Origin of the sequence: Nocardia asteroides (genome assembly GCA_019930625.1) — a bacterium.
Lineage (GTDB): Bacteria > Actinomycetota > Actinomycetes > Mycobacteriales > Mycobacteriaceae > Nocardia > Nocardia sputi.
In genome coordinates this window covers 4163181-4189775 of the sequence record CP082844.1, presented here as the reverse complement: position 1 = coordinate 4189775, position 26595 = coordinate 4163181, and the positions used below count along the sequence as shown (strand labels likewise).

The 26595-nt window shown below is 69.7% G+C and carries 27 protein-coding genes; 12 read left to right on the top strand and 15 right to left on the bottom strand.

From position 1 onward, the window contains the following. Nucleotides 1-75: 75 nt before the first annotated feature. Both K8O92_19335 and K8O92_19330 read right to left on the bottom strand, forming a co-directional pair. The gene (locus K8O92_19335) at nt 76-348 is read right to left on the bottom strand and encodes a hypothetical protein (protein UAK30108.1); all 273 of its coding nucleotides are present in this window, start codon (nt 346-348) and stop codon (nt 76-78) included. Further along, a complete protein-coding gene (locus K8O92_19330; GenBank protein UAK30107.1) occupies nt 335-1516 on the bottom strand; it encodes a hypothetical protein in 1182 nt (393 codons plus the stop codon). The genes K8O92_19335 and K8O92_19330 overlap by 14 nt, the downstream gene beginning before the upstream one ends. 3 nt (nt 1517-1519) lie before the next feature. Here K8O92_19330 and K8O92_19325 point away from each other — a divergent pair, with 3 nt between their 5' ends. Then, nucleotides 1520-1744, top strand: coding sequence for a hypothetical protein (locus K8O92_19325; GenBank protein UAK30106.1), 225 nt, complete (start codon nt 1520-1522; stop codon nt 1742-1744). A 217-nt stretch (nt 1745-1961) separates the two neighbouring features. Further along, nucleotides 1962-3185 (top strand): hypothetical protein, encoded by a 1224-nt coding sequence (locus K8O92_19320; protein ID UAK30105.1) that lies wholly within the window; start codon nt 1962-1964, stop codon nt 3183-3185. Here K8O92_19320 and K8O92_19315 read toward each other — a convergent pair. Beyond that, the gene (locus tag K8O92_19315; GenBank protein UAK35815.1) at nt 3151-3948 is read right to left on the bottom strand and encodes a hypothetical protein; all 798 of its coding nucleotides are present in this window, start codon (nt 3946-3948) and stop codon (nt 3151-3153) included. The two genes, K8O92_19320 and K8O92_19315, sit on opposite strands and share 35 nt — an antisense overlap. A 712-nt stretch (nt 3949-4660) precedes the next feature. Here K8O92_19315 and K8O92_19310 point away from each other — a divergent pair. Next, complete coding sequence (locus K8O92_19310) at nt 4661-5698, top strand: hypothetical protein (GenBank protein ID UAK30104.1); 1038 nt, start codon at nt 4661-4663, stop codon at nt 5696-5698. On the opposite strand, the gene K8O92_19305 is transcribed toward K8O92_19310, so the two are convergent. The 3 genes from K8O92_19305 to K8O92_19295 all read right to left on the bottom strand — a co-directional run bounded on the left by K8O92_19305 (nt 5665) and on the right by K8O92_19295 (nt 9015). Beyond that, nucleotides 5665-6636: a LysR family transcriptional regulator gene (locus K8O92_19305; protein UAK30103.1), complete on the bottom strand. Its 972-nt coding sequence runs from the start codon at nt 6634-6636 to the stop codon at nt 5665-5667. The two genes, K8O92_19310 and K8O92_19305, sit on opposite strands and share 34 nt — an antisense overlap. Nucleotides 6637-7097: 461 nt before the next feature. Beyond that, on the bottom strand, nt 7098-8657 hold the full coding sequence (locus K8O92_19300) for an NAD(P)/FAD-dependent oxidoreductase (GenBank protein ID UAK30102.1): 1560 nt from the start codon (nt 8655-8657) through the stop codon (nt 7098-7100). Nucleotides 8658-8715: 58 nt separating this feature from the next. After that, entirely contained in the window at nt 8716-9015 is a 300-nt protein-coding gene (locus tag K8O92_19295; protein ID UAK35814.1) for a cytochrome P450, read from the bottom strand. Between the two features lie 359 nt (nt 9016-9374). Here K8O92_19295 and K8O92_19290 point away from each other — a divergent pair, with 359 nt between their 5' ends. Continuing rightward, nucleotides 9375-9602 carry a hypothetical protein gene (locus K8O92_19290; GenBank protein ID UAK30101.1) on the top strand — a complete coding sequence of 76 codons (228 nt, stop codon included), beginning with the start codon at nt 9375-9377 and terminating at the stop codon, nt 9600-9602. 31 nt (nt 9603-9633) lie between these two features. Beyond that, on the top strand, nt 9634-10173 hold the full coding sequence (locus tag K8O92_19285; protein UAK30100.1) for a GNAT family N-acetyltransferase: 540 nt from the start codon (nt 9634-9636) through the stop codon (nt 10171-10173). Nucleotides 10174-10180: 7 nt separating this feature from the next. Here K8O92_19285 and K8O92_19280 read toward each other — a convergent pair whose 3' ends face one another. From K8O92_19280 to K8O92_19270, 3 genes are all read right to left on the bottom strand, one after another. Further along, entirely contained in the window at nt 10181-10933 is a 753-nt protein-coding gene (locus K8O92_19280; GenBank protein ID UAK30099.1) for an alpha/beta hydrolase, read from the bottom strand. Nucleotides 10934-10996: 63 nt separating this feature from the next. Further along, a complete protein-coding gene (locus K8O92_19275) occupies nt 10997-11785 on the bottom strand; it encodes a tyrosine-protein phosphatase (protein UAK30098.1) in 789 nt (262 codons plus the stop codon). Nucleotides 11786-11840: 55 nt separating this feature from the next. Beyond that, nucleotides 11841-12857, bottom strand: a complete 1017-nt coding sequence (locus K8O92_19270) for a cell division protein ZapE (GenBank protein ID UAK30097.1) — start codon at nt 12855-12857, stop codon at nt 11841-11843. A 35-nt stretch (nt 12858-12892) separates the two neighbouring features. Between K8O92_19270 and K8O92_19265 the strand changes: the two genes are divergently transcribed. The 4 genes from K8O92_19265 to msrB all read left to right on the top strand — a co-directional run bounded on the left by K8O92_19265 (nt 12893) and on the right by msrB (nt 17104). Next, the gene (locus K8O92_19265) at nt 12893-13654 is read left to right on the top strand and encodes a pyrimidine reductase family protein (protein UAK30096.1); all 762 of its coding nucleotides are present in this window, start codon (nt 12893-12895) and stop codon (nt 13652-13654) included. A 31-nt stretch (nt 13655-13685) separates the two neighbouring features. Then, nucleotides 13686-15239: an alpha/beta hydrolase gene (locus K8O92_19260; GenBank protein UAK30095.1), complete on the top strand. Its 1554-nt coding sequence runs from the start codon at nt 13686-13688 to the stop codon at nt 15237-15239. Between the two features lie 66 nt (nt 15240-15305). Further along, nucleotides 15306-16664: a DUF2029 domain-containing protein gene (locus tag K8O92_19255; GenBank protein ID UAK30094.1), complete on the top strand. Its 1359-nt coding sequence runs from the start codon at nt 15306-15308 to the stop codon at nt 16662-16664. Next, nucleotides 16661-17104: a peptide-methionine (R)-S-oxide reductase MsrB gene (gene msrB / locus K8O92_19250; protein ID UAK30093.1), complete on the top strand. Its 444-nt coding sequence runs from the start codon at nt 16661-16663 to the stop codon at nt 17102-17104. The genes K8O92_19255 and msrB overlap by 4 nt, the downstream gene beginning before the upstream one ends. Before the next feature lie 273 nt (nt 17105-17377). Here msrB and K8O92_19245 read toward each other — a convergent pair whose 3' ends face one another. The 3 genes from K8O92_19245 to hemE all read right to left on the bottom strand — a co-directional run bounded on the left by K8O92_19245 (nt 17378) and on the right by hemE (nt 20854). Then, entirely contained in the window at nt 17378-18073 is a 696-nt protein-coding gene (locus K8O92_19245) for a chlorite dismutase family protein (GenBank protein UAK30092.1), read from the bottom strand. Between the two features lie 103 nt (nt 18074-18176). After that, entirely contained in the window at nt 18177-19538 is a 1362-nt protein-coding gene (locus K8O92_19240; GenBank protein UAK30091.1) for a protoporphyrinogen oxidase, read from the bottom strand. 251 nt (nt 19539-19789) lie between these two features. Beyond that, on the bottom strand, nt 19790-20854 hold the full coding sequence (gene hemE / locus K8O92_19235; GenBank protein UAK35813.1) for a uroporphyrinogen decarboxylase: 1065 nt from the start codon (nt 20852-20854) through the stop codon (nt 19790-19792). A 123-nt stretch (nt 20855-20977) separates the two neighbouring features. Between hemE and K8O92_19230 the strand changes: the two genes are divergently transcribed. Both K8O92_19230 and K8O92_19225 read left to right on the top strand, forming a co-directional pair. After that, entirely contained in the window at nt 20978-21616 is a 639-nt protein-coding gene (locus K8O92_19230) for a DUF3000 domain-containing protein (protein UAK30090.1), read from the top strand. Between the two features lie 136 nt (nt 21617-21752). Beyond that, on the top strand, nt 21753-22991 hold the full coding sequence (locus K8O92_19225; protein UAK30089.1) for a ribonuclease D: 1239 nt from the start codon (nt 21753-21755) through the stop codon (nt 22989-22991). 34 nt (nt 22992-23025) lie between these two features. Here K8O92_19225 and dxs read toward each other — a convergent pair whose 3' ends face one another. Continuing rightward, nucleotides 23026-24924 carry a 1-deoxy-D-xylulose-5-phosphate synthase gene (dxs, locus tag K8O92_19220; GenBank protein ID UAK30088.1) on the bottom strand — a complete coding sequence of 633 codons (1899 nt, stop codon included), beginning with the start codon at nt 24922-24924 and terminating at the stop codon, nt 23026-23028. 235 nt (nt 24925-25159) lie between these two features. Here dxs and K8O92_19215 point away from each other — a divergent pair, with 235 nt between their 5' ends. After that, nucleotides 25160-25834, top strand: a complete 675-nt coding sequence (locus tag K8O92_19215; GenBank protein UAK30087.1) for an SIMPL domain-containing protein — start codon at nt 25160-25162, stop codon at nt 25832-25834. A gap of 59 nt (nt 25835-25893) precedes the next feature. Here K8O92_19215 and K8O92_19210 read toward each other — a convergent pair whose 3' ends face one another. Both K8O92_19210 and K8O92_19205 read right to left on the bottom strand, forming a co-directional pair. Continuing rightward, a complete protein-coding gene (locus K8O92_19210) occupies nt 25894-26259 on the bottom strand; it encodes a glyoxalase (GenBank protein UAK30086.1) in 366 nt (121 codons plus the stop codon). A gap of 28 nt (nt 26260-26287) precedes the next feature. Next, the gene (locus K8O92_19205; GenBank protein UAK30085.1) at nt 26288-26587 is read right to left on the bottom strand and encodes a DUF1330 domain-containing protein; all 300 of its coding nucleotides are present in this window, start codon (nt 26585-26587) and stop codon (nt 26288-26290) included. Nucleotides 26588-26595: the final 8 nt, after the last annotated feature.

Below are 26595 nucleotides of genomic sequence, written 5' to 3'. Positions count from 1 at the left end.
GGAACAGAATCCTCGGTGTGCAACTACATTCGGGGATATTATCTTGGGATCCGCCGTGGGTGCTGGTGAGCACAGTCAGAGGTGATCATCGCCGAGGGTGAAGGGGTCCTGACCGGATTTGTAGGCGCACCATTCCTGCCAGAGGTTGTCCGGATCGATGTCGCGATATCCACGCGACCGATTCAATGCTCGCTGGTCCGACAGCGGCATCATCATGCAGACGGCGTTATCGCGTACGTCGAGGGCCTCGTCCTCTGTCAAAGCCGCGCCCTTGTCGTCTTCCCGGCGAATCAGCAGGGCGATGAGCGCAGGAATCGGGATGGGAACCAAAGGATCATCGTCGTGCACCGCCTGGCCCGGCTCGATGGGCTGATGAGTGTTCACAGCAAATCCCCTCCCTACGACAGACAAGACAGCACTCGAAGCGCCGCCGGAACTCTACACGAACCTCGACTACCCATCCGAGCGCGTCGTCCATTCCTCGCCTTCCCCTGATGCCGTTGGTAGGCCCCGCCGCCGGGGGGATCCAGTTCGACCCGACGGCGCGGCTGTACCGAGCGTCACAGCAGGTGGAGGCCGCCGACAATGGCACTCTCCGGACGCGTCCGCGGAAGTGCCACATCCGATATCTGTTGTGGCCGTTAGTATTCGAGCTGTAACAAGTCGGCCAGTTCGCGCATTCCGGTGTGAGGGTGCGACGCTTGCGGATGATGCGGCCCAGCAGATCACGCGCCGAGCGCTGTTCGACCAGCCACGGCCGCGCATCACGCGACAGCGACGCCAGCACATCGAAAGCGGCGTCGTACTGGCGTAACTCCACGTGGGCCGCCGATACGTCGATCATGTGCCGGTTCCGGTTGTCCGACGTCGGCCGCTGGTCCGGCGGGATATCGCGGGCCGAGCGCAACGCGACGTCCGGGCGGTCGTCCACCACGGCGTTCTCTACCCGCTTCATGGCCACCGTGGCCGCGTTGAACGTCGTCCAGTACTGGTGATAGGGGCCGGACTCGGGCCGCACCGCGACCGCACCGGCACCGGCAGCGGCAGCGGCAGCGGCAGCGGCAGCGGCAGCGGCAAGCCTCATCATCTCGTCGGCCTCATCGGGCCGGTTATCGCGCACCGCCGCCGCCGATGCTCGGAGCAACAACCATCCCCAGGTCGAAAGCTCGCGCGTCGTCGCGACGGACAGCCGGGGCTCCACGCGGTCGGCCCACCGGGTAGCGAGATGACGCACCGCCTCGAATTGCCGCTCGACAATCAGCAACCAACACAGCGTGATAACCGCCGACGCTGCGTCCAGGACGTTGCCCGTCGATTCGGCGTCGGTCAAGGACTGGTTCAGCGCGATGCGCGCCGAATCAGGCTGGCGAGTCTGCACCATCACCGAACCGGCCAGTTGCAGCGTGCGCGACCGCAACAGCGCCGGGGCCGAATTGGCGTCGTCTATAAGGCGCGGCAGGATGCGGGACTGACGGGCGACGAGGTCGCCGCCGAACTCACCGCTGCCCTGGGACACCCGGTGCGATGGAACTCGATAACCCCCGCCGCCTACGAGCGGATGCTGGCCCCGCATCTGGGGGCCGAGGCCGCGGAGGGTATCGCGGGGGCCTACACCCCACCGCCTCCGGGAACACCTCCATCACCCGGACCCGATCCAGCGGTGGTCACCCCCGGCGCCACCACCCTGCGCGACTGGGCGGCGCGCCAGGACTGGCCTGCCCACGTCGGCGCCGTCGGAGCCTGAGCAGATCACCCACGACCAGTTCGGCCGCCTCGACCGAGAATTGCGAGCACGGGAAACGTTGCCGCTGTGGCTGTCAGCCGAGACTGCCTCGCCGAGCCCAACGCGTCGAAAGTCGTGTGGCGCGCATTTCGGCGGTGCGGCCGCGGCAGGGATCAGTGTCGGTGGGTGGGGATACGCTGTGCCGCACAGTGCCGGAGCCGAGTCAGGGGGTTGTCGCGTGACGATCAGTGCGGAGGTCGCGCAGGGAGCCGATGACGACGATCCCGAGTCGCTCGATCTGCGCGATGACATCTCGTTCGAACTCGAGGAGGTCAACGAGGTGCTCGGCGAGTTGATCGCACTGCAAGCCGACCGGAAGGCCAAGGACGGCGACCTGCTGACCGCTCGGCTCGGGGTCGGTGGGGAAAAACCCGAAACCCTGGCTCGGATCGGCGCGCGCTACGACCTCTCCCGTGACCGTGTGCGGCAACTGCACACCAAAGCGGTCGGGCAGATGATCCGGACGGCCCAGCTGTCCGGGCATCGCGCCGCCGCGGTGCTGTCCGCGCGCTATCCGCTCGATGCCATGGACCGGCAACTGGTGCGTGCGCTGCTGGTGGAGACGTACGCGACCGACACCGACATCGCCGCGACCGAGTTGTCGTACCTGAAGCTGCGGCTGGCCGGGCACGCCGCCGAGGACGCGAAGCGGATCGCCGGGTTCGTCACCCAGCGCATCGCCGCCTGGCAGAAGAAGACCAACCGTCGCCTGGCGAAGCTGCACGACGCCGAGCCGCGCGCGACGAGTCAGCTCGATCCCTGGTTGGAGCAGGTCGATTGGCCGGGCGCAGGCGCCGCCGCCGCGGTCCCCACCGTCTCCGCGCGCACCGTGGACAGCGACGACGACGGCCGCGGCCGCTTCTACCTGGACAAGGTCGGCCGCGACGTGCCGTTCGACTCCGGCTTGGAGGCCAGGCTGCTGTGGATCCTCAACGCCAGCGGCCGAGTCGAGACGTTCCAGGAGCAACCCGCGGCAGTCGGCTACGACTTCGACGGTGCGCGGCGGCTGCACTATCCGAGCATCGTCGCCCGCCTCACCGACGGCCGCACGGTCTTGATCGACGTCGCGCCGCTGGGCCACGTCGGCTTCCACGTCAACCGGGTGAAGGCGGCCGCCGGTCGCGCCCACGCGCACGCCAACGGCTGGGGCTGGCTGGTCTGGACCGGCAGCCGCATCGGCGTCCCGGATCTGCGCGCGCGCCCGGTCGGCGCGACGAGCGAGCAGATGCTGCGAAGCCTCGTCGAGCGCGGACCGGTGCACTGGGCCGCGCTACGCGAGGTGCGCGCGAAGACCGGCCTGGAGCTGCTGGACTTCCTCGCGCTGGTGCTGCGCCACGAATGGCGATGGGACCGGGCGCCGTTCCGGCTCAGCGCACCACCATCGCCGCCGCCAGGAACGTGACGATCAGCAGCATCGCGCAGATGGTGATCAGCTGCCAGCGGCCGATGGTCACCTCGAGGTTGGCGATCGTGTTGCGCAGGGCTTTGTCCAGCCGATCGTGATCGGCGATCGTGCGCTGGGCGGCGGCGAGGGCATCGGCCCTTTCCTGGGCGGCCAGCTCCGCGCGTTCCAGTCGCGTGGTCAGCTTCAGCAAGTGCTTCTGCCTGTCCCGCAACGACTTGCGGGCAACCGCCAGCGCCGTGCGCTGGTTGACCAGTTCCTGGCGCTGCCGGGCGATGACCGTGGCCTGCGTCCTCGTGTGGTACTCCCAGTCGGTCACAGTGGCCCAGCCTCCTGTCTTCTCATCCCGATAGCCCCAGACGTACTCGCCGCGTACCCAGCCGGCGAGGAACTCGCGCAGTTCGACCGGGTCACGCCGCGGCGCCGCCATCGCGTGCTCGGTGTCCAGCACGCCGGTGACCGCGCGGTACTCACAGGCGACGGGCGCGAAGTCCGAGATGCCCAGCGCGTGCAGGTACGGCACCCAGTATCCGGGTGGGCACAGCCACAACACGTCCGTGCAGCCCGCGGCACGCAGCCGCTCGGTGTGCTCCTGGGCGAGCGCGCGCTCGAGCGGACCGCTGCGCACCTCGATCGCGTATACCCGATCACCCTTGCGCCAATACACGTCCACCGGCAGTGTTCCGATGCGCCCATCCACTTCGGCTTCGTCCGCCCCGTAGGCGAGCAGCCTGCCGCACAACCAGTACTTGAGCCGCTGCATATCCCACTGCGCGGCGGAACATTCCGGGCACCCGCAGGCGTAGCCGGACTTCGACCCACGTGTACGGCCGGAAGCCTCTCCGATACCCAACTCGGCGAGCATCGCTCGGCGCCCGCAGGCGATCTCCGCCCGCTGCTTCGTTCTCACGCGACCACTCCCCTGCACAAACCACCGCAGGCCAGGCGACCTACGCCATAGATCAAGAGTGCGTCAGACTCGGCTACCTCGCCAGCCCCGTTCACCCCGCGCTCGGGTGTGCCACGCACGTGGGCTGTCGCTGGGGTCGGCGTCGCATCTTGCGGCACAAGGACTTTCATCATGCCACCCGGACGGAACCGGACACTCCGGTATCGGCGAATTGACCGTTGCCGCCGCCGCGACGCGCCCGGGGGTGAAGAGTTCGACGGTCTCCAGCCCGCCGCACCGGCACCGGGGCGCGCAACGCCGAGCCTCGCGGCGACGGCGAGCGCGGACTCGCGGACGGCGCGGTTCGGGCGGATAATGATCGATCAGATGCGTCGGCATGGTTTCCGGACAAACCGGGTCGCCGCGTAATCCGCCTGCGTGGGGGTATTTCCGGGGGCCTAGGCTGCATCGATCAGGTCTCGGATCGGTTTACCGCCGATTCTTCGCGAGCCGCGGATGCCCAACTGGGCGGATAGAATCGTCCGGCCGAGTGCGAGCTGGGCCGATACGGGGAAGTAGGTACTGGATGGAGCACGGTCAGCAGACCGGCGAGTCGATCGGCGCGATGCTGTCGAGTATCGCGTCGGCTCTCCGAGAGGTCAGCGAGAAGCTGGACGTGGTGGCGGCCCGGATCGATGGCGCACCGGCCGTGGTGGTCGAACCGAGCGTCGAAGGGCGGTTGGCCGAGCTGGAAGCGTGGGCTTTCCGTGCCGGACAAGACATCTCGAATCTCGATACGCGAGTGGAGCGCCTGGAATCCGCTGACGACCACACGCCGGAGGATCGGCGAGCGGCGCCGGAGCGCCCGGCCGCACCGCTGTCCCGGGCAGCCGAGGGACGGGCGAACGCGCGCCAGTCCGAGCGCGGCGGCGCCGAGTTCGCGGCGCGGAATAGTGATGCCCGCGAGCCAGCCGGTTTCCGCAACGGGGCGCGGCCGACGAGCACACCGCGGGAGCCGGTGCACGCGGCAGCGGAACCTGATTTCGCTGCGCGGTCGAGCTTGACGCCGCCTCGCGAGCCCGCGCTGCAACCGGATTCCACCTCCGAGCAGAGCGTCTCCGCGCCCCGCGAACCGGCATCGAATTTCACGGCCCCTCCGTCGCGCGAGCCGACCTTCACCGCGGCGACACCGCGGGAACCCCTATCCCCGTTCACACCGCCGACGCCACGCGATCCGAGTACGGGGCAGGAAAGGTCCACGGCGGCACGCGAACCCGCCACCACATCGGCCTCGTACTCCGCGGGCGAGAACGCCGCGTACGAAAGCATCGTCGCGTCCGCCACCACGAATCACAGCGGCCCGGAGAACGGGGCGGCTGCGGACGCCCCGGGCACGGGCCTCACCGGAGCGCACCGCGCCGGCGAGGAACACCGCACCCCGGTAGAGAACACACACGTGGACAAACTGCAGGCCATGCTGGACGAACTCAAGCGCACGGCGGCGGCTCCACTGGGCCGCTCCGACGTCTTCGACTCGACCGTCAACGGATATCAGTCCGAGCGCACCGACGCGCAGCGCAGGCCGACCGACTACCGGCTCTCCAGCCCGCCCCCGGTGTCCTGAGCGGCTTTGACGCGGCGCCGCTTCGGGGGGCGCGCCGCAGCCGCCGAACCCAGCAGGATCTCCTGGACGAGATCGCGCAGCCAGCGATGCCCCCCATCGGCGGTGTTACGCGGATGCCACGCCATCCCGATGGCGACTTCGGGCAGCGGCAGCGGTATCTCGAACGCGCTCAATCCCATCGCGGGTAGTGTGGCGGCGCTCAGCATGGCAGGCGCAGGGCAGACCAGGTTGCCGCCGCGCACCGCGAACAGCGCGCTGGTCAGCGTCGGCAGGGTGGCCACCACCCGCCGGGTGCGGCCGTGCAGGGCCAGGCGGTCGTCGATCGGGCCGTGCGAACGGCCGTTGCGCGAGATGCTCAGATGCGGCGCGGCGGCGTACGCGGCGACGGTGACGCGATCGGTGACCAGTGGATGGTCCGCGGCGGCCACTCCGATCACCCGGTCGGTGAGCACTCTGCGCACGGTGGTCTCCGGGTCGGTGTGGTCGATCACGCCGACTTCCAGGTCGACGCGTCCGTCGCGCAGGGCGGCGGTGCCCTCGAGGGTGTCGGGCAGGAAGCGCAGCGTGACGCCCGGCGCCTGCGCCCGGACCGCCGACAGCAGGGGCTCCGCCAGTTCGGTGAGCACCATGTCACCGGCTTGCACCGCGAACGTCCGGCGCAGTGCCGCGGGGTCGAGATCGTCGCGCGGCGTCAGCAGCGCGCGTCCTTGCTCGACCAGCGTGCTGACCTCATAACGCAATTCCAGCGCGCGTGGCGTCGGCACCAGGTTGCGACCAGCGCGCACCAGCAATGGATCGCCGAGCACGCCGCGCAACTTGGCCAGCGTCCGGCTCATCGCGGGCGGGGAGGTGTGTAGGCGCTGCGCGGCCAGGGTGACGCTGTTGGTGTCCAGCAGCGCGTCCAGGGCCACGAGCAGATTCATGTCCAGCGCTTCCACCCTTGGATTATCGCCAACGCAAACCGCCGGCCCCGGCATTGCGCGGGCGACAACCCGGGGCGAGTCTCCTCCCGAGCGGCAGCACCGGCATGTCCTCGGCGCGACACTCCGCGACCGAGCGCGACGTCGCTTCGAGCGCGATGCCCACCGAACACCTGACCCTCCGGTGACCTGCGGATATTCACTGCACCACAGCGTCTACCAGCCCGTGCGCCGCTACCTGGCGACAATTCGGGACGGCTCGTGCGCCCAATCATGCCGCGCTGGAGTCGGTCGCCGGAGGGCCGCATACCGCCCTGTCGATCGGCGTGGGTCGATTTCGGCAGTCGATGCAACTGTGCGCACGCAGCGTTCGCAGTCGCCCACGCACCCTGCATCGCGCCTCGGACCGAGGTCTCCGTCCCGTCCACCGCGCGACCTGAAAGGCGCACGGACAGCCGCCGGCCAGCCACGAAGAGGACTCAGTGGCTGACCCGCCCGCTGTCGCCCTCGTACGGCAGCAGTTCCGCATCGATCGGGGCCGCCGGGTGCGTCACCGGCCCGGCCACTGGTTTGCGGCGGGTGGCCAATCCCCGGTAGGACTCCGGCTTGATCCGGCGGAACACCTGTGCCGCACGGGTGCGCAGCGGCAGCCGGAACTTCAGGTCGGCGAGCATCTCATCGATGTTCTGGATGGAGAACGGGACGACCGCGGCGCCGTGGGCGTGGCGGCCGTGCGTACGCTCCTGCATCCAGCGCAGGCGGGCGTCGATCTGCTCGTCGAGTTTGTCGGCGGCCGGCAGGTCGATCCTGCCGGTGAGCAACGCGGCGGTCCAGTGCGCGGCGACTTCGGCGTTCAGCGTGCTGACCGCCGAGGAGTTGTAACCGGCGAAGGTCAGATTCGGGACTTCCAACGGCAGGATCTGTCGGTGCAGGCGGAAATTGCCGTGCTCGTCGGTCAGCCTGCGCTGGGTGTACGGCGTGAGGAACGGCACGCGCTGCTGGAAGCCGGTGGCGCACACGACGACGTCGGCCTGCAGGACCTGACCGGTGGACAGGCGGACCCCGGGCGCCGCCTTGGGGCCGCCGCCCAACTCGGTGATCGTCGTGTCACGATGCACCGTGATACGGCCGTTGGCCACCTGCTCGTAGAAGCCTTCGCTCACGAGGCTGATGGTGCTCTCGGCGATCTCCTCGAACCGCCCGCCGGGCACCAGGCCGAGTTCGCGCAGGTGCGAGTGCTTGGTGACCAACTCCTGGATCAGATCGAAATTGCTGATCCGCACCGACTCGCCCGGGCCGTCCAGAAACCGATCCATCCAGCGGGGCCGTAGGTAGTGGAAGTGGGCCTCGCCGAAGCGGGTGAGCATCAGCCGTTCGTAGTCGATGACCCGCGCCAGCTTGCGCGGCATCTTCCAGAACAGCCGCCGGGCCACCACCGAGGTGGACGCCGCGACCTCGCTCACCGCGGCGGCGATGTCACAAGCGGACTTGCCGTAGCCCACCACGACGACCGACTTGCCGCGCACCGACTCGAGATCGGTGAACTCCGAGGAGTGACACAGCCGCCCGCCCGCCGCGCGGAACCAGTCGGCGCCGCGGTAGTCCGGCATCGCCGGGTCACTGAACACGCCGTTGGCGATCACCAGGTGGTCGTAGGAGGCCCGGTGGATTCCGCTCTCGTCGCGGATTTCCAGCAACCAGCCGCTGTCCACCGGGTCGGCGGCGACCACCTCGGTGCGCAACCGCAGATGCTCGGTCAGCCCGAAGTGCTCGGCGTAGGCGGCCAGGTAGGCCTGCATGTGCTGCCCGTCGAGCACGCGGGGGTAGTCCGCGGGCATCGGGAAGTCGGAGAAGTGATACGTGTCCTTGGAGTTCTGCGTTTGCAGGCCCGGGTATCGCCGGGTCGCACTCCACACGCCACCGACATCGGGTGTGCGGTCGAATATCTCGACCGGAAAACCCTCCTGTTTCAGCACTTTCGCGCAGGCGAGACCTGCGATACCCGCACCGACGATCCCGATGCGGCTTCCGCTTGTCATGCGCAGGAGACTACGTCGCCAGCGGCGCGGAGCAAAGTCGGTCGACCGAATCCGCTCTTCAGCGCGCTGCGGGCGCACTCACGGCAACAACGTGAAGCTCGAGCAGGCCGTGGATCAGGATGCTCTCCCGCCACCGCAGATCCACTTCGTCGACGGCGGGACGCAGCAGCGGATAGCGCCGGACCAGCCTGGTCAGCGCGACGCGGGCCTCGAGCCTGGCCAGTCCGGCGCCGAGGCAGTAGTGGATGCCGTGGCCGAAGGCCAGGTGGCCGTTCGCGCCGCGGGCCGGATCGAACGTAGCGGGCGCGGCGAACCGCCGTTCGTCGTGGTTGGCCGACGCGACCGAGACCAGCACCAGTTTCGGTCAACAGTTCGAGCACGGTGTCGCCGATCAGGTTGGGCGGCATGATGCGATGCGCGCCGTCGCTTCGGCCCGGCTACCACGCGCCGGTGAGTTCGATCGCGCCCGTGCCAGCGCTCGCCCGAATCGCGAATTCGTCCGAGTTCGACCGACGCGGAGCGCTGAATCGAGCACCGGAGCCCTGTTCGGTGTCCGGATCGCGACGGCCGTCGTATTCGCCGCCGACCCGGCCGTAGGACGCTGGTCGGCCCGGTAGCGCATCGAAGACTTGCTCGCCGGTCCGCTGTTGTCGTCGCGGGCGTGACGATCAGCGGCGCATCGGACCTGCCAGCGGATGTGCCCGGAAGAAGTGCCACATGACCTGGTCGGCGCTGATCGACGTGGTGGTGGTGCCGACCAACGGCACGGGCGCAACCAATCGCAGCGTCGCTCGTCCCGGTGCCGCCGTAGGCCCTCCGCATCCCACCGAGGCCACGGGATCGTGCGAGGGCGCCTGTCCGTCGGCCCGTGTCGGTGCGGCGCCCGAGAACACAGCGGCGGCTACCGCTGCGGCTACCGCGACCGCGCAGGCGACGCGGCGTTAGCGGCCTGTCGCACGTGTGCTCTGATAAAGGCATGGGCAACCTTCCCGTCATCGTCGACCGGGCCGGGCTGTGGGACGCCGAAGCCCTCAGTGACGTTGCGGCGGCGACGTTCCCACTCGCCTGTCCACCGGGAGCGACGCCCGACGACATCGCTGTCTTCGTCAGCGAGGTGCTGTCGGGCGAACGCTTCGGGGAGTATCTGAGCGATCCGGCCCGGGTCGTGCTCAAGGCCGTCGCCGACGAGGACATCGTCGGTTACGCGATGCTGGTCACGGGCGACCCGGCCGACCCAGCGGTGGCCGAGTCGGTCGGGCTGCACCCGGCGGTGGAGATCAGCAAGATGTATGTCCTGCCCGGTCATCACGGCAGCGGGGTGTCGACCGCGCTGATGCGGGCCGCGCTGGATTGGGCGCGGGCGGAACACTATCCCGGTGTCTGGCTGGGCGTGAACCAGGAGAACGTCCGCGCCCAGCGCTTCTACGCCAAGCACGGCTTCGCCGAGGTCGGCACGAAGACGTTCCTCGTCGGCAACCAGCTGCATCACGACTACGTGCTGCGGCTGGTCTTCTAGGCCGGATTCAGCGCAGGAAATCGACGAGCGCGGCGTGGAAGGCGGGAGCCACCACCGCCATCAGGTGATCGCCGGGCACCACAGCGAGCCTGCCCTCGGGCAGGGCGGCTGCGAGTCGCTCCGGTTCGGCAGCGAACGGGTCGTTGTCGCCGGCCAGCACCAGGGTAGGCACGGTGACGTCCGCGAGGGTCGCGATGGGGCGGTCGTCGAGCCCAGTCGCCACCGCGTGCATGGCGTCCACGTCGGCCCTCACCGCGTCGGCCAGCACCCGGAACATCTTTGCCGCTGGAGACGCGCCCGAGCCGTCTCCGGTCATCGCGGCTTGGAGATCGGGCAGGTCGATCACGCGGCGGTCGACGCCCCCGCAGTCCAGCACGCCCGACCCGATGCCGCCGATGACCAGCCGCCGCACCCGCTGGTCGGCGGCGGCAACCATGAGTGAGATCACCCCGCCCATCGAGTATCCGACCTGCACGACTTCCTCGAAGCCCAGTTCGTCGTAGAGCGCCCGCACGTCGCGCGCCATGGCCCGCCAGGAGTACCGCGCGGCCTCGTGCGGCTTGTCGGAACGCCCGTGGCCGCGCGCGTCCAGGGACACCACGGTATGCCCGGCGGATTGCAGGGCGCCGACCACGCCGGTGCTCATCCAGTTCGCGTTGGTGTCCGCGACCACTCCGTGTTGCAGCACGACCGGGATGCCTTCGCCCTCCCAGAGCCGGTAATTGAGATTCAGGCCGTCCCATGTCTCGAACTTCGTCATGCCGGGATCGTAGTGCGCGATACGGTGGCCGTCCGGCGCAGTGAGCCTCCGGCGGCGGCGCGCTCAGCCCAGCAGACGAGCTCGCAGAACGGAGAGATCGCCGTCGGTGAGCCGCAGCCCGTCCCGGACGTAGGCGTCGAAACTCCCGTAGGTCTGGTTCACCTGGTCGAAGGCGGTATCCAGCCAGGCGCGCTGCACACCGTTGAGCGGGTCGTTTCGGTCGGCGTTGCGCAACCGGTTGGACAGCAGGTAGTCCTCGGTGACGGTGGCTCGATCGACACCGAGCAGGGTGAGCAGGACCGCCGCCATCCAGCCGGTGCGGTCCTTGCCCGCGGTGCAGTGGAACAGCACCGCCCCGTCGGAGCCGATGATGTCGCGCAGCACCGAGGCGAATGCCTCGTTCGCGCCGGGCGCGGTGATGAACGCGCGATACAGCCCCTCGCCGCCGGTGAGCGCGGTCGCCACGACTTCCGGCGGAGCCTGGCCGATCACGTCGGCCCAGTGCGGCGTCGCGCCCGCGGGAATCCGGTCCGGCCCGAGCACGCGCTCGTAGACCGTGCGCAGATCGTGGACGGAGCGCACGCGGCGGTCGGTCAGCGCGGCCGAGTCATCCGCGGTCGCGTGATTCAACTGCCCGGTTCGGTACACCAGCCCGGTGCGCACGATCCGGCCGTCGGTCGTGCGGTACCCGCCGATATCGCGGGCGTTCTGTACGCCCTGCAGGTGTAGTGCGGGATCGGTTACGGCGGCCGGGGTCGCGGGCGGGTCGGCTGCGGCGATGGTCGCTACCGGCCCGAAAGCGACCGCCAGACCAGCCGCTACCGCGACGGGGGCACGAAAACGAGGGGTCATCCGGCTACTCCGATCATCGTGTCCGCGGTGCTTGCGTTCCCGCCGAACCGCCGCGCTAGGCCGGGACCTCGAACCGCGACAGCGCGAGCAGGCGGGAGATGGCGCGCAGGTACTTCTTGCGGTAACCGCCCTCGAGCATCTCGGCGGAGAAGATCTGGTCGAGCTTCGCGCCCGACACCGTCACCGGAACGCTCGCGTCGTAGAGCCGGTCGGCCAGGACCACGATCCGCAGCGCCACGGCCTGATCGGTGACCGGATGCACGTTGGAGACGAACACCGACGACACACCGGAGATCAGCGCGCCGTACTTCGACGGATGCAGCGTGCTCAGGTGCTTCAGCAGCGCGTCGAACTCGTCGAGCGTGGAACCAGGGGTATTCGCCGCCCGTTCGGCCAGCACATCCGGCGCGGTGGGCTCCGGCGCGGGCGGCAGATCGCGGTGGCGGTAGTCGGGCCCGTCGACGCGCACCGCCTCGAAGATCGCGCCCAGCTTCTTGATCTCGCGCATGAAATCCTGGGCGGCGAAACGTCCTTCGCCGAGCTGGCCCGGCAAGGTGTTGGACGTGGCGGCGATCGAGACACCGGCCGCGGACAATTCGGTCAGCAGGCGCGAGACCAGCATGGTGTCGCCCGGATCGTCGAGCTCGAACTCGTCGATGCACAGCACGCTGTTGCCCGAGAGCCGTTCGAGAGCGTTGGCGAAGCCGAGCGCGCCCACCAGGTTGGTCAGTTCGCCGAACGTACCGAACGACTTGGGCGCGGGCGAGCTGTGGAAGATCGAGGCCAGCAGGTGGGTCTTGCCGACACCGAACCCGCCGTCCAGATACAGCCCGGCACCGCTGACCTGCTTCTTCTTGCCGAAGAAGCTCTTCTTGTGCGCGGCCTTGCTGATCTTGGCGACCTGCCCGGCGAACTCCTCGGCCTTGCCGACTGCGGCCGCCTGGCTGGGTTCCTTCGGATCGGGGATGTAGGAGGCGAAACTCACCTCGTCGAACATGGGCGGAGGCACCATCTGGGCGACGAGCTGATCGGCCGGGACCTCCGGGTGACGATCGACGAGGCGTTCTTGCATGGACGAAGCCTAGAGACGTGGTGTGATCTGGTCTCATGCAGCGTAGCCAGAATGCGATCCAGCTCACAGGGCTCAGCCCGGACGACCTCGCGCGCTTGTACGCGTTTCCCGCCGAACTCGACGCGCCATGGGTCCGTGCCAATTTCGTCTCCAGCATCGACGGCGCCGCCACCAGCGGGAACCTGACCGAAGGGCTGGGCACTCCGGCCGACCGGACGGTGTTCATGCTGCTGCGCGAACTGGCGGAGGTGATCGTGGTGGGCGCGGGCACGGTACGCGCGGAGAACTACGGCGGTGCGCGCACCGACCCGGGGCGCCGCCGCGCGTTCCATCAACGCGGCATCGGCGGACATCCCGAGGGCGCGCCGCCGCCGATCGCGGTGGTCACGGCGAGCGCGGCGCTCGACCCCGGCGCGCGCCTGCTCACCGACACCCAGGTGCCGCCGCTGATCATCACGACCGCCACCGCGCCCGCCGATCGCAAACAACGCCTGGCGGACGCGGGCGCCGAGGTGATCGAAGCGGGGGACATCGTGGTGACACCCAGCGCCCTGCTGCGCGTGCTCGCCGAACGCGGCCTGCTGCGCGTGCTGACCGAGGGCGGCCCGCACCTGTTCGGCGAACTGCTCGAGGCCGACGTCGTGGACGAACTCTGCCTGACCACCGCGCCGCTGCTGGTCGGTGGCGCGGCACGGCGAATCTCGCTGTCGGCGCACGAGTTCCGCCTCCGCATGACGCGCGCGCACGTGCTGCTGGACGACGACGGCACGATGCTCACCCGGTGGGCCCGTCGATGAAAGAACCGCCCGAACCTGGCAGGCTGTAGCAATGCGCTGGACTCGGGCTGCCGTGCTTGCCGCCACCCTCTCGATCGTGACCGCTGGTTGCGGCGCGGGACCGTCGGATCGTCCCGGTGTCGCGGTGCAGCGCCCGCCGGTCGCGGGCACGGCGACGACATCCGCGGCGCCCGCTCCCCCGCCGGACGCCGAGCTGCCCAAGACCGATCTCAGCTGGCGCGAGTGCACTCGACCGACGCTCGACCAGCTCGGGCTCGGCCCCGCCCCCGCCGGGCTGGTGCTCGACTGCGCCGAATACTCCACCCCGATCGACTCGACGGGCGCCGTGCTGGGCAACTTCCGGGCCGGCGCGATGCGGGCCAGGCTGGCGCAGACGCCTGCCGATGCGCCGCCGCTGGTGCTCACCTCGGGTTCGGATCGCTCCTCGTCCGCCACCCTGGCCGGATTGGCCGCGGGCCCGGCCTCCTCCGCGCTGCTGGCCGCCCGCCCGATCGTCGCGGTGGACCGGCGCGGCATCGGTAGCTCGCAACCGATCGACTGCCTGCCGCCGGAGATCCGCCGCGGCCTGGCCGACAATGCCCAATCCGGCGCGGGCGATCCGGTGGCGCGCATGACCAAGCTGAGCCAGGACGGCACCATCGCCTGCCGCGACTTCCTGCAGCCCTACGAGGGCACCTTCGACGCGCCGCACGCCGCCGACGACATCGAGCAGTTGCGCAGGCAGTGGCAGGTGGAGCACATCGCGCTGCTGGGCACCGGCAACGGCGCGAAGGTCGCGCTCAGCTACGCACGCAAGTACGGCGACCACCTCGCCCGGCTGGTGCTCGACTCGCCCGAACCGGTAGGCACGGATTCCGTCACCCGCGCCGAACAGGCCGTGCAGGGCGCGGAGGCGGCGCTGACCGCTTTCGCGCAGCGCTGCGTCGGCGTGGGGTGCTCGCTCGGCGCGGACCCCCGCGCCGCGGTCACCGACCTGGTGGACCGAGCCGGGACCGGCGGACTGGGCGATATTTCGGCGAACGCTTTGCTCACCGCGCTGTCGGGCTTCCTCGGCAGTCCGCGCGCCGACCAGGCCACCCGGGTCGGCGAGCTGTCCGACGCGCTCGCCGCGGCAGCGCGCGGTGACCGGGGACCGGTGAGCAACCTGATCACACGCGAAGCCGCGGCCATCGAGAGCGACGGCCAGTTCGTCAACCGGTGCACCGACACGCAGCTGCCGCCGACGCCGGACAAGGCCACGGAACTGGCGGGTACGTGGGCCGGCAAATATCCCGTCTTCGGCAAAGCGGCAGCGATCGCGCTGATGGAGTGCGCGGCCTGGCCGGTGTCAACCGCACCTCCGCTGCCGGAGAAGCTGGGCATTCCGGTGCTCGTGCTCGGCGGGGTCGCCGATCCGGTGGTCGGCAACGGCGGTCAATCGTCGGTGACCGGCACACTCGGTTCGGCGGGCGCCCGGCACGCGGCGCTGTCCTGGCAGGGTTTCGGCCATCCGGTGTCCACCCATTCCGGGTGCGCGCAGCGGGCGGTGCTCGACTATCTGAAGGACGGCAGACTTCCGGCGGACGGCACCGCCTGCCCGGCCTGAGCCGGGGCCGAGCAACCGCTCGGTGGGGCGTCAGGCAGGTCCCGGCAACCGCCGGTAACCGATCCGGTGTACCGTGCCCCAGTGTTCCTTCGACAGCTCGAGCCCCGCACCGCTCGCACCACCGCCGAGGTGATCAAGTTCGCACTCTGGCCGCTGGCGGTCATGACGGTGCTGAACCGGGTTTTCATCAAGGCTGTCAATGGTTTCATCACCGACGACTACAAGCCGGTCTACCAGGCGTCCCTCGATTTCCTGAACGGGCGGCCGGTCTACACCGCCAACTTCGACTCGGTGGACCCGCACTACCTGTACCCGCCCAGCGGCACCCTGCTGATCGCTCCGATCGCGGCCATCGACTACGAGAAGTCGCGGTGGCTGTTCATCGCCTTGAACGCGATCGCGATCCTCATCGCGTGGTATCTGCTGCTGCGGCTGTTCCGGTACACCCTGAACTCGGTCGCCGCACCCGCGCTGCTGCTGGCGATGTTCATGTCCGAGACCGTGATCAACACGCTGGTGTTCACCAACGTCAACGGCTGTGTCCTGCTGGCTGAGCTGATCTTCATTCACCTGCTGTTGAAACGGAGGGACCTCTGGGCAGGCGCGGCGCTCGGGTTGAGCATCGCGGTGAAACCGACCTTGGCTCCACTGCTGTTGATCGCGCTGGTGCGCGGGCAATGGAAGGTGTTCGTGACCGCGATCGGCGTGCCGGTGGCGCTGACCGCGATCGCCTGGCCGCTGTCGAAGGACCCGGAGAAGTTCCTCAGTCGCACCGCGCCCTACATCTTCGAGTCCCGCGACTACTTCAACAGCGCGATCGTCGGCAACGGCGAGTACTACGGCCTGCCGCCGTGGCTGACCTGGGGCATGCGCGTGGTGCTGGGCGTGCTCGTGCTGATCTCGCTGTGGCTGCTGTACCGGTACTACCGCGAGGACGAACTGTTCTTCGTCTGCACCTCCTCCGGCGTGCTGCTGACCGCCTCGTTCCTGCTCAGCTCGCTGGGACAGATGTACTACTCGATGATGCTGTTCCCGTTCCTGATGACGGTGGTGCTGCGCAATTCGGTGCTGCGCAACTGGCCTGCCTGGCTGGCGATCTTCGGGTTCATGAGCTATGACAAGTGGCTGTCGGACCGCTGGCAGCACATCGGCCGCAACCTGGAGTACCTGCGCATCACCTTCGGCTGGGGTCTGCTGCTCATCGTCGTCTTCTGCGTGCTCGGCGAGCGCTATCTGGCCGCGCGGCGCGAGGGCAGGCTGCCGTTCGGCATCGATCCCGTGTGGATGAAATCCGCCCCGGACCCGCGCGGCGACGTGCCGCAGCGACCGGCCCCAGGGTCCGACGGGGGCGTGACGGCTGGAACACCCGAGGCACCCAACAGTTCGACGCCCGCGGAGCAAGATCGTATTAGCGTGGAGCCATGAGTTCCGAAGCCGACACGTCTCTGCCCGCGCCGCGGATCCAGCTCTCGCCGCAGGAATGGCGGTCGAAGCTGGACCCCGAGGAATACGCGGTGCTGCGCGAGGCCGCCACCGAGCGGCCGTTCACCGGTGCGTACACCGACACCAAGACCGAAGGCGTCTACGCGTGCCGCGCCTGCGGCGCCGAACTGTTCCGCAGCACCGAGAAGTTCGACTCGCACTGCGGCTGGCCCTCCTTCTTCGATCCGGCGGAGTCCGAGGCGGTGATTCTCCGGTCGGACGACTCGCTCGGCATGCACCGTGTCGAAGTGCTGTGCGCTAACTGCCACAGCCACCTCGGACACGTGTTCGAGGGCGAGGGGTACAGCACGCCCACCGACAAGCGCTACTGCATCAACTCCATCGCCCTGCGACTGCACCCCTCGGACAGCGCAGCGGAGTAACGACCCGACGCTCACCGGCAGCGTAAGAGCACGCGGGGCTCGGCGCATGCCCCGAAAACTCTGGGCAAGCGGCACGGGTGTGACTGGACCACCTGAAACGCCGATACGCCCTCTCGCCGCATCGGCTGCCGACCAGGTGACTCCCGGCAGGCGAGCCGGGCGTCCGAGCTGGAGCGGACCGCTGCAGCGCGCCGGAACAAACGCCCGCGTCGTCGGCCGCTACCGCCGGTCTACCGACCGGCGATTGCACACGGCAGCGAGTTCGCCAGGACCTCAGGGCAGAGCGGCGATCAGCTTCTCGATCTCCAGGCGGGGACCGGTGAAGAACGGAATTTCTTCGCGCACGTGCCGCCGGGCGTCGGTAGCCCGCAGATCACGCATCAGGTCGACGATGCGGTGCAACTCGGGCGCTTCGAAGGCCAGAATCCACTCGTAGTCGCCGAGGGCGAACGAGCTGACCGTGTTTGCCCGCACGTCGGGGTAGCCACGGGCGGCCTTCCCGTGTTCGGCCAGCATCCGGCGGCGCTCCTCATCAGGCAGCAGATACCACTCGTAGGACCGGACGAACGGGTACACGCAGATGTAAGCGCCCGGCTCCTCCCCGGCCAGGAACGCCGGGATGTGGCTCTTGTTGAACTCGGCGGGACGGTGCAGCGCCACATTGCTCCAGACCGGCGCGCAGGCCCGGCCCAGCTCGGTGGTGCGGCGGAAGTCGGCGTAAGCGGCTTGCAGGTCCTCCACGCGTTCGGCGTGCGTCCAGATCATGAAATCGGCGTCAGCGCGCATTCCCGCCACGTCGTAGATGCCGCGGACCACGACGTCACGGTCGGCGAGGCCGTCGAAGAACGCCTTGGCCTCCTTGGTCGCGGCGTCCCGGTCCTCGCCCAGCACTCCGGGTTGCACCTGGAACACCGAGAACATCAGGTAGCGGATGGTGGAGTTGAGAGCCTCATAGTCGAGTCGCGCCATAGCCCTATCGTGCCACTCGTCCGGCAGCACGCGATCCGCTGGGCAGCCACCTGTGCGCGACGCACGCTCGGCGGGATGGGTCGCGGTGCTCGGCTCGGGTAGCTCAGTGCGCTGTGTCCGCGCCGACTCGCGCCGCGATACGGTTCGCGGCGGCGGTACCGGAGGCGACGCACGCGGGTACGCCGACGCCGTGCAGGTACGCACCGGCCACGGCGAGTCCGTCGAGCGTCGCGACCTCGGCTTCGACGGCCGCGATGCGGGCGGTGTGGCCGGGCGCGTACTGGGCGAGGCCGCCCGGCCAGCGCCGCACCACCGCCGCGACCGGTTCGATGGCGACTCCGGTGACGGTAGCCAGATCCCCGGTGGCGGCGGTGACCAGTTCGGTATCCGGCCACGACAGCGGGGAGTCGTCACCGAATTTGCCGAAAGACACCCGGACGACAGCCGTTTCCCGCTCGGCGAGATGTGTCCACTTACGGCTGGACAAGGTGAAAGCCTTGGCGCGCAGCGGTTCTCCGGTGGCCACCAGAATTCCGGAGTTCTGCGGGAGAGATGTCTCGCGGGGCAGCGCGAGCGCCACCACGACCGACGAGGACAACTCGACACCCGCAAGTTCGGCAGCGGCGCCGGGGGCGACGGCCTTCAACAGCCGTGCGGTCACCGGCGCCGGGGTGGCGAGGACCACCGCGTCCACGGCGCCGATCGGGTCCACCACCCAGCCACGCAAGCCCTTGGCCAGGCGTGTCCCCGGGGTCGCGGTGACGAATCGCGCTCCGGACCGTTCGGCGAGCGCCTCGAGCAGCACCCGGTAACCGTCGCGAATGCCGCCGAAGACCGGCGCGTTCGAGGGCGGCGGCAGCGCGGCGCCGACGGCGGCGGTGAGGCTGGGCGCACCGTCGTCCAGGGCCGCGGCCAGCGTCGGCAGTGCGGCGCGGACGCCGATGGAACGGGAGCTGCCCGCGTACACACCACCGAGCAACGGATCCACGCTGCGCTCGGCCACCTGCGCGCCGAACCGGTCGGCGACCAGGCGGTAGACGTCGACATCGGAGCCCGGCTCCCAAGCCAGGGGCCGGTCGGGCTCGGCGGCGATCCGTGCCAGCGTGGCGTCGTCGACCAGCCCCCGCATCGACTCGGCATTCGCCGGGACACCCATCAGCGTCCCTTCGGGCAGCGGATGCGCCGTCCCCGACGACCACACCAGCGGCCGGAGACCGGCGGGGGTCACCAGCTGCGACTCGAGACCGAGTTCACGCAGGAGCGCGGGCACCTCCGGCCGTCGGCCGACGAACGCTTCGGCCCCGAGATCCACTGGCTCCCCGGCTAATTCACCGGTGTAGAGAATGCCGCCGACCCGATCGGCCCGATCGAGCACGAGCACGTCGGCGTCCGGCCCCAGCGACGTCCGCAACCGATAAGCGGCCACGAGCCCGCTGATCCCACCGCCGACCACAGCGATACGCATGCCTCGACCGTATCGCGTGCCGCGACCGCGACCACCGAACGGTCGGCGCCCGATGACCCGGGACACACTCGTCACCGGCGGTTGCATATCGGCGGCGGGTCGACCATTCCGAAACGGGACCCGGCTCGATCGAGCGCGCCATGGACGCCCGGTACTCCGGGCCGGCGCGTGGCACAGGTCAGCTGACCTCGCTCGGACGGCACGCCGATGACGGTTCGTCCGCGTTCTCGGAAATCGCCATGCTGACCGCCCTATAGTTCGTGAACCAATTCCACCAATGCCGTCAGCACGCCGGGATCGGTATCCGGGAGCACCCCGTGGCCCAGGTTGAAGATGTGCCCGGTGGCGCCGAGCGTGATCGCCTCGTCCGCTTCGCGCGCGATCCGCCGGACCTGCTGTTCGATCGCGGCGGGTCCGGCGAACAGCACGGCGGGATCGAGATTGCCCTGCAACGCTTTTCCGGCTCCGACGCGGCGGACGGCATCGGTCAGCGGCACCCGCCAATCGACACCGACCACATCGGCGCCCGCCTCGCTCATGGCGCCGAGCAGCTCGCCGGTCCCCACGCCGAAGTGGATGCGCGGCACGCCCGCGTCGGCGATCTCGGCGAACACCCGCTCCGAATGCGGCAGCACGAAACTGCGGTAGTCGGCCAGCGAGAGCGCGCCCGCCCAGGAGTCGAACAGCTGCACCGCGTCGACGCCCGCCGCCAGCTGCGCTTGCAGGAACGCGATGGTGATATCGGTGAGCACGCCGAGCAGCGCGTGCCAGGTCTGCGGGTCGGCGTACATCATCGCCTTGGTGCGCTCGTGGTTCTTGCTCGGACCGCCCTCGACGAGGTAGGAGGCGAGGGTGAACGGCGCGCCGGCGAACCCGATCAGCGGCGTCTCCCCCAGCGCGTCCACCAGCAGGCGCACGCCGTCGGTGACCGCACCGACCTCTTCGGGGCGCAACCGGGGCAGCGCGCGCACGTCGTCCACCGTCCGCACCGGCGCGGCGACCACCGGGCCGACGCCGGGCACGATGTCCAGATCGATGCCCGCCGCCTTGAGCGGAACAACGATGTCGGAGAACAAGATCGCCGCGTCGACCCTGTGCCTGCGGATCGGCTGCAAGGTGATCTCGCACACCAGCTCCGGATCGAAGCAGGACTCGAGCATCCCGATGCCCGCCCGCACCTCGCGGTACTCGGGCAGCGAGCGTCCTGCCTGGCGCATGAACCACACCGGACGCCTGCTGGGCGTCGCGCCGGTAGCGGCGGCCAGGAACGGGGCATCGGTCAACCGGCGGCGGGTATGAGTGCTCATCACGGCTATCGTATGCGGGCCCGGCGGGAGGGGCGGACGCGGAGGCGACAGAGATGACCGCGCCGACGCCGCATCGCCTACAGCGGCGCGCCTCCGACTGCGCCGGGTGCACAAGGTCTACCGTCAGCATTCGTGACACCGCTCGACTTCCGCGACGGCGCCGCACCGACCGAAGGACCCGATGGCGAGCCAGCTCAGTTTCGCGCCGCGGTCGAGGCGATGGGCACCGCAACCGTGCACCCTCGGATCGAGCTCGCGCCCATCCGGCCGCCGCAACGACTCGCACCGTACTCCTACGCCATCGGCGCGGAGGTCAAACATCCGGAAGCCGCCGTGGTTCCGGTCGATTCCGAAGGCGACGCCTTCGGCAGGTTGATCCTGCTGCACGATCCGGACGGCGACGACACCTGGCACGGCACCCTGCGTCTGGTCGCCTACATCCAGGCCGACATCGATGCCGCGCTCGCCACCGACCCCCTGCTACCCGAGGTGGCGTGGAGCTGGCTGGTGGACGCACTGGAGTCGCGGACCGAGCCGTTCACCGCGCTCGGCGGCACGGTGACCTCGACCAGTTCGGTGCGTTACGGGGACATCGCCGGTCCACCGCGCGCTCATCAGCTGGAACTACGCGCCTCGTGGACGCCCGTCACCACCGACCTGCGCCCACATCTGGAGGCGTTCTGCGAGGTGCTGGCCTACGCGGCCGGGCTCCCCCCGGCGGGGGTCACCCAGCTGCGCGTACCACCCGGGCTGTCCGGCGATCACCCCTGAGCAGACCCGTGGCAGAGCGTGACCTGCGACGGAACCATCGACACCCGCTCCACCGGGCCCGTCCGGCCCGATCCGTCGACACATATGCGCCGATAGGACGGCGGCGCCGTCGAGTCGGCACGTAAAGTTCATCACCATGTCCGTACCAGATGAAAACGAACCCTCGGTCGCGACGCCCCTGCTCGCGCCGACGGAGGGCGTGCCACCGGTACTGGACACCGCCGCCGAGATCAGCGCGGCCGCCGCCCTGCTGGTCGCGGGCACCGGCCCGCTGGCCGTGGACGCCGAGCGCGCCTCCGGGTTCCGCTATTCGGCACGCGCGTATCTGATCCAGTTGCGCCGGGCGGGCGCGGGCACGTTCCTCATCGATCCGATTCCGGTCACCGACGCTCTGGGTCCGCTGGCCGAGGCGATCAACGGACTGGAGTGGGTCCTGCACTCCGCGGATCAGGACCTGCCGGGTCTGGCCGAGCTCGGCTTACGCCCGGCCCGGCTCTTCGACACGGAGTTGGGCGGACGGCTGGCGGGTTTCGAGCGGGTCGGGCTGGCGGCGATGGTGGAGCGTCTGCTGGGTCGCGCACTGCGCAAGGGCCACGGGGCGGCCGACTGGTCCACCCGTCCCCTGCCCGCCGAGTGGCTGAATTACGCCGCCCTCGACGTCGAATTGCTGCTGGAACTGCGCGACGCCGTGGCCGCCGCTCTCGACGAGCAAGGCAAAACGGATTGGGCGGCACAAGAATTCGAGCACGTTCGCACCTTGGATCCGCCCGCGCCGAAGGCCGAACGCTGGCGGCGCACCTCGGGCATCCACACGCTGCGCCGCACCCGGCAGCTGGCGGTGGTGCGGGAGCTGTGGACCGCCCGGGACACGCTGGCCCGCGCCCGTGACGTGGCGCCCGCCCGTATCCTCCCCGATGCCGCGATCATCGCCGCGGCGGCCGCGGAGCCCAGATCCATCGCGCAGTTGCGCACCCTGCCCGTGTTCGGGGGTCCGCGACAGCGCCGGTATTCCCGCGAATGGCTCGCCGCGATCGAGCGTGGCCGCACGTTGCCCGACAGCGAGCTGCCGCCGCTCACCCAGCCCTTCGACGGCCCGCCGCCGGTCAATCGCTGGGAGCGCCGCGACCCGGCCGCGGCGGCCCGCCTGGCCCGGGCGCGTGCCGCCATGGGCGAGCTGTCGGCCGAGCACGGGATTCCGGTGGAGAACCTGCTCGCGCCGGACCTGGTCCGCCGCCTGTGCTGGGACGGGCTGCCCGACTACGACGTGGCCGAACCCTCCGCCGTCGACGGATTCCTGAAGTCCGGCGGCGCCCGGCCCTGGCAGCGGGAACTCGCGGTGCCGCGGTTGACCGCCGCGTTGCTACCGTCGGTCTAACATTCCCCCGGGTGGTGCGGTTCGAGCGCCCGCGTCAGCGGGCTGCCAGCCACCCGCTGATGCGCCGGGCGATGTCCGGGCCGGTGAGGCCCAGTTCGGTGTGCACCTCACCGCGCGAGGCGTGCTCCAGGAACTGTTGCGGCACACCGAGATCACGGGTGGGGATGTCCAGCCCGGAGTTGCGCAGGCGGGCCGACACCGTCGAACCGATGCCGCCGTGCAACCCACCATCCTCCAGGGTGACCACGAGCCGGTAGTTCTCCGCGAGTTTGAGCAACGTGTCGGAGACCGGCAGCACCCAGCGCGGGTCGAGGACGGTCACCGAAATCCCTTCGGAATCCAGCAGGTTCGCCGCTTCCAGGGCCGCTGCCGCGAACGAGCCCACCGCGACGAGCAGGACGTCGCCGTGCACCGCCTGCACCGAGCCGCCGTCCGGCTCGGCCATCCGCAGCACATCGATGCCGTCCAGCCGCTCCACCGCGGAGATGTCCTCGGCGACACTGCCTTTCGGGAAACGCAGCGCGGTCGGCCCGTCGTTGACGGCGAGCGCCTCGGCCAGTTCCTCACGCAGCGTCGCGGCGTCGCGCGGAGCGGCGACCCGGATGCCGGGGACGATCCCGAGCACCGACAGATCCCACATGCCGTTGTGGCTCGCTCCATCGGAGCCGGTGATGCCCGCACGGTCGAGCACCACCGTGACCGGCTGCTTCAGCAACGCCACGTCCATCAGCAACTGGTCGAAGGCGCGGTTGAGGAACGTCGAATAGATCGCCACCACCGGATGCATGCCGCCGAGCGCGAGCCCCGCCGCCGAGGCCATGGCGTGCTGTTCGGCGATGCCGACATCGAACATCCGGTCGGGGAAGCGCTCCCCGAACGCCGCCAGTCCGGTCGGGCCGGGCATCGCCGCGGTGATGGCGACGATGTCGGCGCGGCGCTCGGCGTGCGCGATCAGTTCCTCGGAGAACACCGAGGTCCAGCCGCGCGCCTTCGGACCGCCGACCGGGACGCCGGTGAGCGGATCGATCGGGTCGCAGGCGTGCATCTGGTCGGCGACATGGTTCTCGGCGGGCGCGTAGCCGCGGCCTTTCTGCGTGACGGCGTGCACCACGACGGGGCCGCCGAAGTCCTTGGCACGGCGCAGCGCCGCCTCCAGGGCGACGACGTCGTGGCCGTCCACCGGCCCGACGTACTTGAGGCCGAGATCGCTGAACAGTTCCTGCGGGCTGACCGCGTCCTTGATGCCCGCCTTCACCGCGTGCACCATCGAGTACGCCGATTCGCCCACCCGGGGAATGCTCTTCAAGAGGCGCTTGCCCGTGTCCAACGCGTGCTCGTAGGCGGGCTGGGTGCGCAGCGCGGTCAGCCGCTCGGCCAGGCCACCGATGGTGGGCGCGTAGGAGCGGCCGTTGTCGTTGACCACCACGACGACGGGCCGGTCCGGGGCGGCGGCGATGTTGTTGAGCGCTTCCCAGCACATGCCGCCGGTGAGCGCCCCGTCGCCGACGATCGCGACCACGTGCCGGTCCTGCCCGCTCAACGCGAACGCCTTCGCCAGACCGTCCGCGTAGGACAGCGCTGCCGAGGCGTGCGAGGACTCCACCCAGTCGTGGGGGCTCTCGGCGCGGCTCGGGTAGCCGGACAGGCCGCCCTGCTTGCGCAGCGAGTCGAACTGATCCTTGCGGCCGGTGAGAATTTTGTGCACGTAGGCTTGGTGCCCGGTGTCGAAGATCAACGGGTCGGCCGGCGAGTCGAAGATCCGGTGCAGCGCGATGGTGAGCTCGACCACACCGAGGTTGGGGCCGAGGTGCCCACCGGTCGCGGCGACTTTGCGCACCAGGAACTCGCGGATCTCCTCCGCCAGCTCGCGCACTTGCGGCGCGGTCAGCCGGCGCAGATCATCGGGCGTGTCGACCCGGGAAAGCACTCCCACCTGAACTAGCTCCCTCCGGATAGCGCATCTGATCCATCAGTCTACGGAGCGGCGGCCGATGCTCCCGCACGAGAACGATCACACCGACCCGCATGGCATCGAAATGTGAGCCTCGACATACGGTACCCGGCATGCGGCGCCAGGGTGGGCCGGCCCGAGCAAGCGATGTCGCGGGCGATCGAAGCGGGCACGATGGTGCGGTACGGCTCGACAGGCGACCGACGAGGAGAGTTCCGTGGGCAAGAAGACCGATTCGCGCGCAGGCGCCGTCACGACCTACGGGCACGGCACCGCCCGCGCCACCCCGGACCTGATGCGGGTGACGATCTCCGTCGAATCGCGGGCGAGCAAGGTCGCGCTCGCCTATGGGCAGGCGGGCGAGCGCGTCGCCGCCGTCGCGCGATCGCTGCGGTCCGACGGCGTCGACGGCGCGGACATCGCCACCAGCGGACTGTCGGTGCAGACCGAAACGGTCTGGACCGAGGGTCAGGGCAACCGCATCACGGGTTACCTCGCGAGCACGTCGCTGACCGTCGCGTTGCGTGACATCGGCGAGGAAGCCGATCCCGGCCCGGGCACCGTCATCGCCAACTGCGTCGAGGCGGGCGGTGACGATGTCCGCCTCGGCGGTCTCGTCCTCACCTTCGCCGACCAGGAGTCCCTGCTCACCCGGGCCCGCGACGCCGCCTGGGAGAACGCCCGGGCCAAGGCCGACCAGTACGCGCAACGTGCGCAGCGGGCGCTGGGCAAGGTCGTCGAGATCACCGAGGACACCGCCGCCGCCCCTCCGGTCCCGCGCGCGCAGTCCCTGTCCGCGCCCATGGAGGCCTACCGCGCCGCCGCCATCCCGGTCGAACTGGGCCAGAGCGAAATCTCGGCGGGTATCCGCGTCACCTGGCAACTGGAGTGACGGCACATCGCCACGGCCAGGCGGTCCGACGCCCCGGGTAACCGGAGGCCCGCCTGATCTCAACCGGCGAGGAACTCCAGCCGATTTCCCACCGCGTCGTGGGTGTGGAACCGCCGCCGGCCCTGGATCTCCGCCGGATCGGCCCACGCGACCGGATATCCGGCCGCTGCGACCGCTTCGGCGACAGCATCGATGTTCACGACGAACGCGGGGTGCGCCTTGACGGCGGGACGGAAGTCGGCTTCCACGCCGACGTGCAGTTCCCCGTCCGGACCGCCGTGGCCCGGGACACGGAACCAGCAGCCGCCGCGCGCGGCCAACAGCGGCGGCTTCGGCAATTCGGGCCACCCCAGTACCCCGGCATAGAAACCACGCTGCCGGTCCTCGGCGCCTGCGGGACAGCACAATTGGACGTGATGGATCATCCCTCCATCGTGCCGGAGGTCCGGTGGTTCACGAACCGTGACCGAGACCTCGCACCAACAGGCTCACCGTGTCCGCTCCGGCATGACGATCCTTCGAGATCTCTTGATATTCCAGCGATTCGGCCCAGGCGCGGAACGACGGCTCGTCGGGAAAGGACATCAGCACCACCTTTTCGCGGTCGGTGACGCCCTCGATGGTCTGCGGGGCTTCGTCGGCCGCCAGCAGCGTGCCGGAGTAGCGGACGAAGACGTCCAGGAATCGCGCCTGGTAGCGATCGTAAGCGGCGCGATCGGTGAACTTCAGCTGTGCGATCACATACACGGTCATGGCGGTGA

What these genes read in the sequence shown, in the direction of transcription:
- K8O92_19280 (UAK30099.1), bottom strand. Translation starts at nt 10,933, where the DNA reads ATGACGAAGTTCGAGACATGGGACGGCCTGAATCTCAATTACCGGCTC.
- K8O92_19270 (UAK30097.1), bottom strand. Translation starts at nt 12,857, where the DNA reads ATGCAAGAACGCCTCGTCGATCGTCACCCGGAGGTCCCGGCCGATCAG.
- K8O92_19260 (UAK30095.1), top strand. Translation starts at nt 13,686, where the DNA reads ATGCGCTGGACTCGGGCTGCCGTGCTTGCCGCCACCCTCTCGATCGTG.
- K8O92_19210 (UAK30086.1), bottom strand. Translation starts at nt 26,259, where the DNA reads ATGATCCATCACGTCCAATTGTGCTGTCCCGCAGGCGCCGAGGACCGG.
- K8O92_19315 (UAK35815.1), bottom strand. Translation starts at nt 3,948, where the DNA reads ATGCAGCGGCTCAAGTACTGGTTGTGCGGCAGGCTGCTCGCCTACGGG.
- msrB (UAK30093.1), top strand. Translation starts at nt 16,661, where the DNA reads ATGAGTTCCGAAGCCGACACGTCTCTGCCCGCGCCGCGGATCCAGCTC.
- K8O92_19300 (UAK30102.1), bottom strand. Translation starts at nt 8,657, where the DNA reads ATGACAAGCGGAAGCCGCATCGGGATCGTCGGTGCGGGTATCGCAGGT.
- K8O92_19265 (UAK30096.1), top strand. Translation starts at nt 12,893, where the DNA reads ATGCAGCGTAGCCAGAATGCGATCCAGCTCACAGGGCTCAGCCCGGAC.
- K8O92_19275 (UAK30098.1), bottom strand. Translation starts at nt 11,785, where the DNA reads ATGACCCCTCGTTTTCGTGCCCCCGTCGCGGTAGCGGCTGGTCTGGCG.
- K8O92_19290 (UAK30101.1), top strand. Translation starts at nt 9,375, where the DNA reads ATGACCTGGTCGGCGCTGATCGACGTGGTGGTGGTGCCGACCAACGGC.
- K8O92_19240 (UAK30091.1), bottom strand. Translation starts at nt 19,538, where the DNA reads ATGCGTATCGCTGTGGTCGGCGGTGGGATCAGCGGGCTCGTGGCCGCT.
- K8O92_19285 (UAK30100.1), top strand. Translation starts at nt 9,634, where the DNA reads ATGGGCAACCTTCCCGTCATCGTCGACCGGGCCGGGCTGTGGGACGCC.
- K8O92_19245 (UAK30092.1), bottom strand. Translation starts at nt 18,073, where the DNA reads ATGGCGCGACTCGACTATGAGGCTCTCAACTCCACCATCCGCTACCTG.
- K8O92_19205 (UAK30085.1), bottom strand. Translation starts at nt 26,587, where the DNA reads ATGACCGTGTATGTGATCGCACAGCTGAAGTTCACCGATCGCGCCGCT.
- K8O92_19225 (UAK30089.1), top strand. Translation starts at nt 21,753, where the DNA reads ATGTCCGTACCAGATGAAAACGAACCCTCGGTCGCGACGCCCCTGCTC.
- K8O92_19310 (UAK30104.1), top strand. Translation starts at nt 4,661, where the DNA reads ATGGAGCACGGTCAGCAGACCGGCGAGTCGATCGGCGCGATGCTGTCG.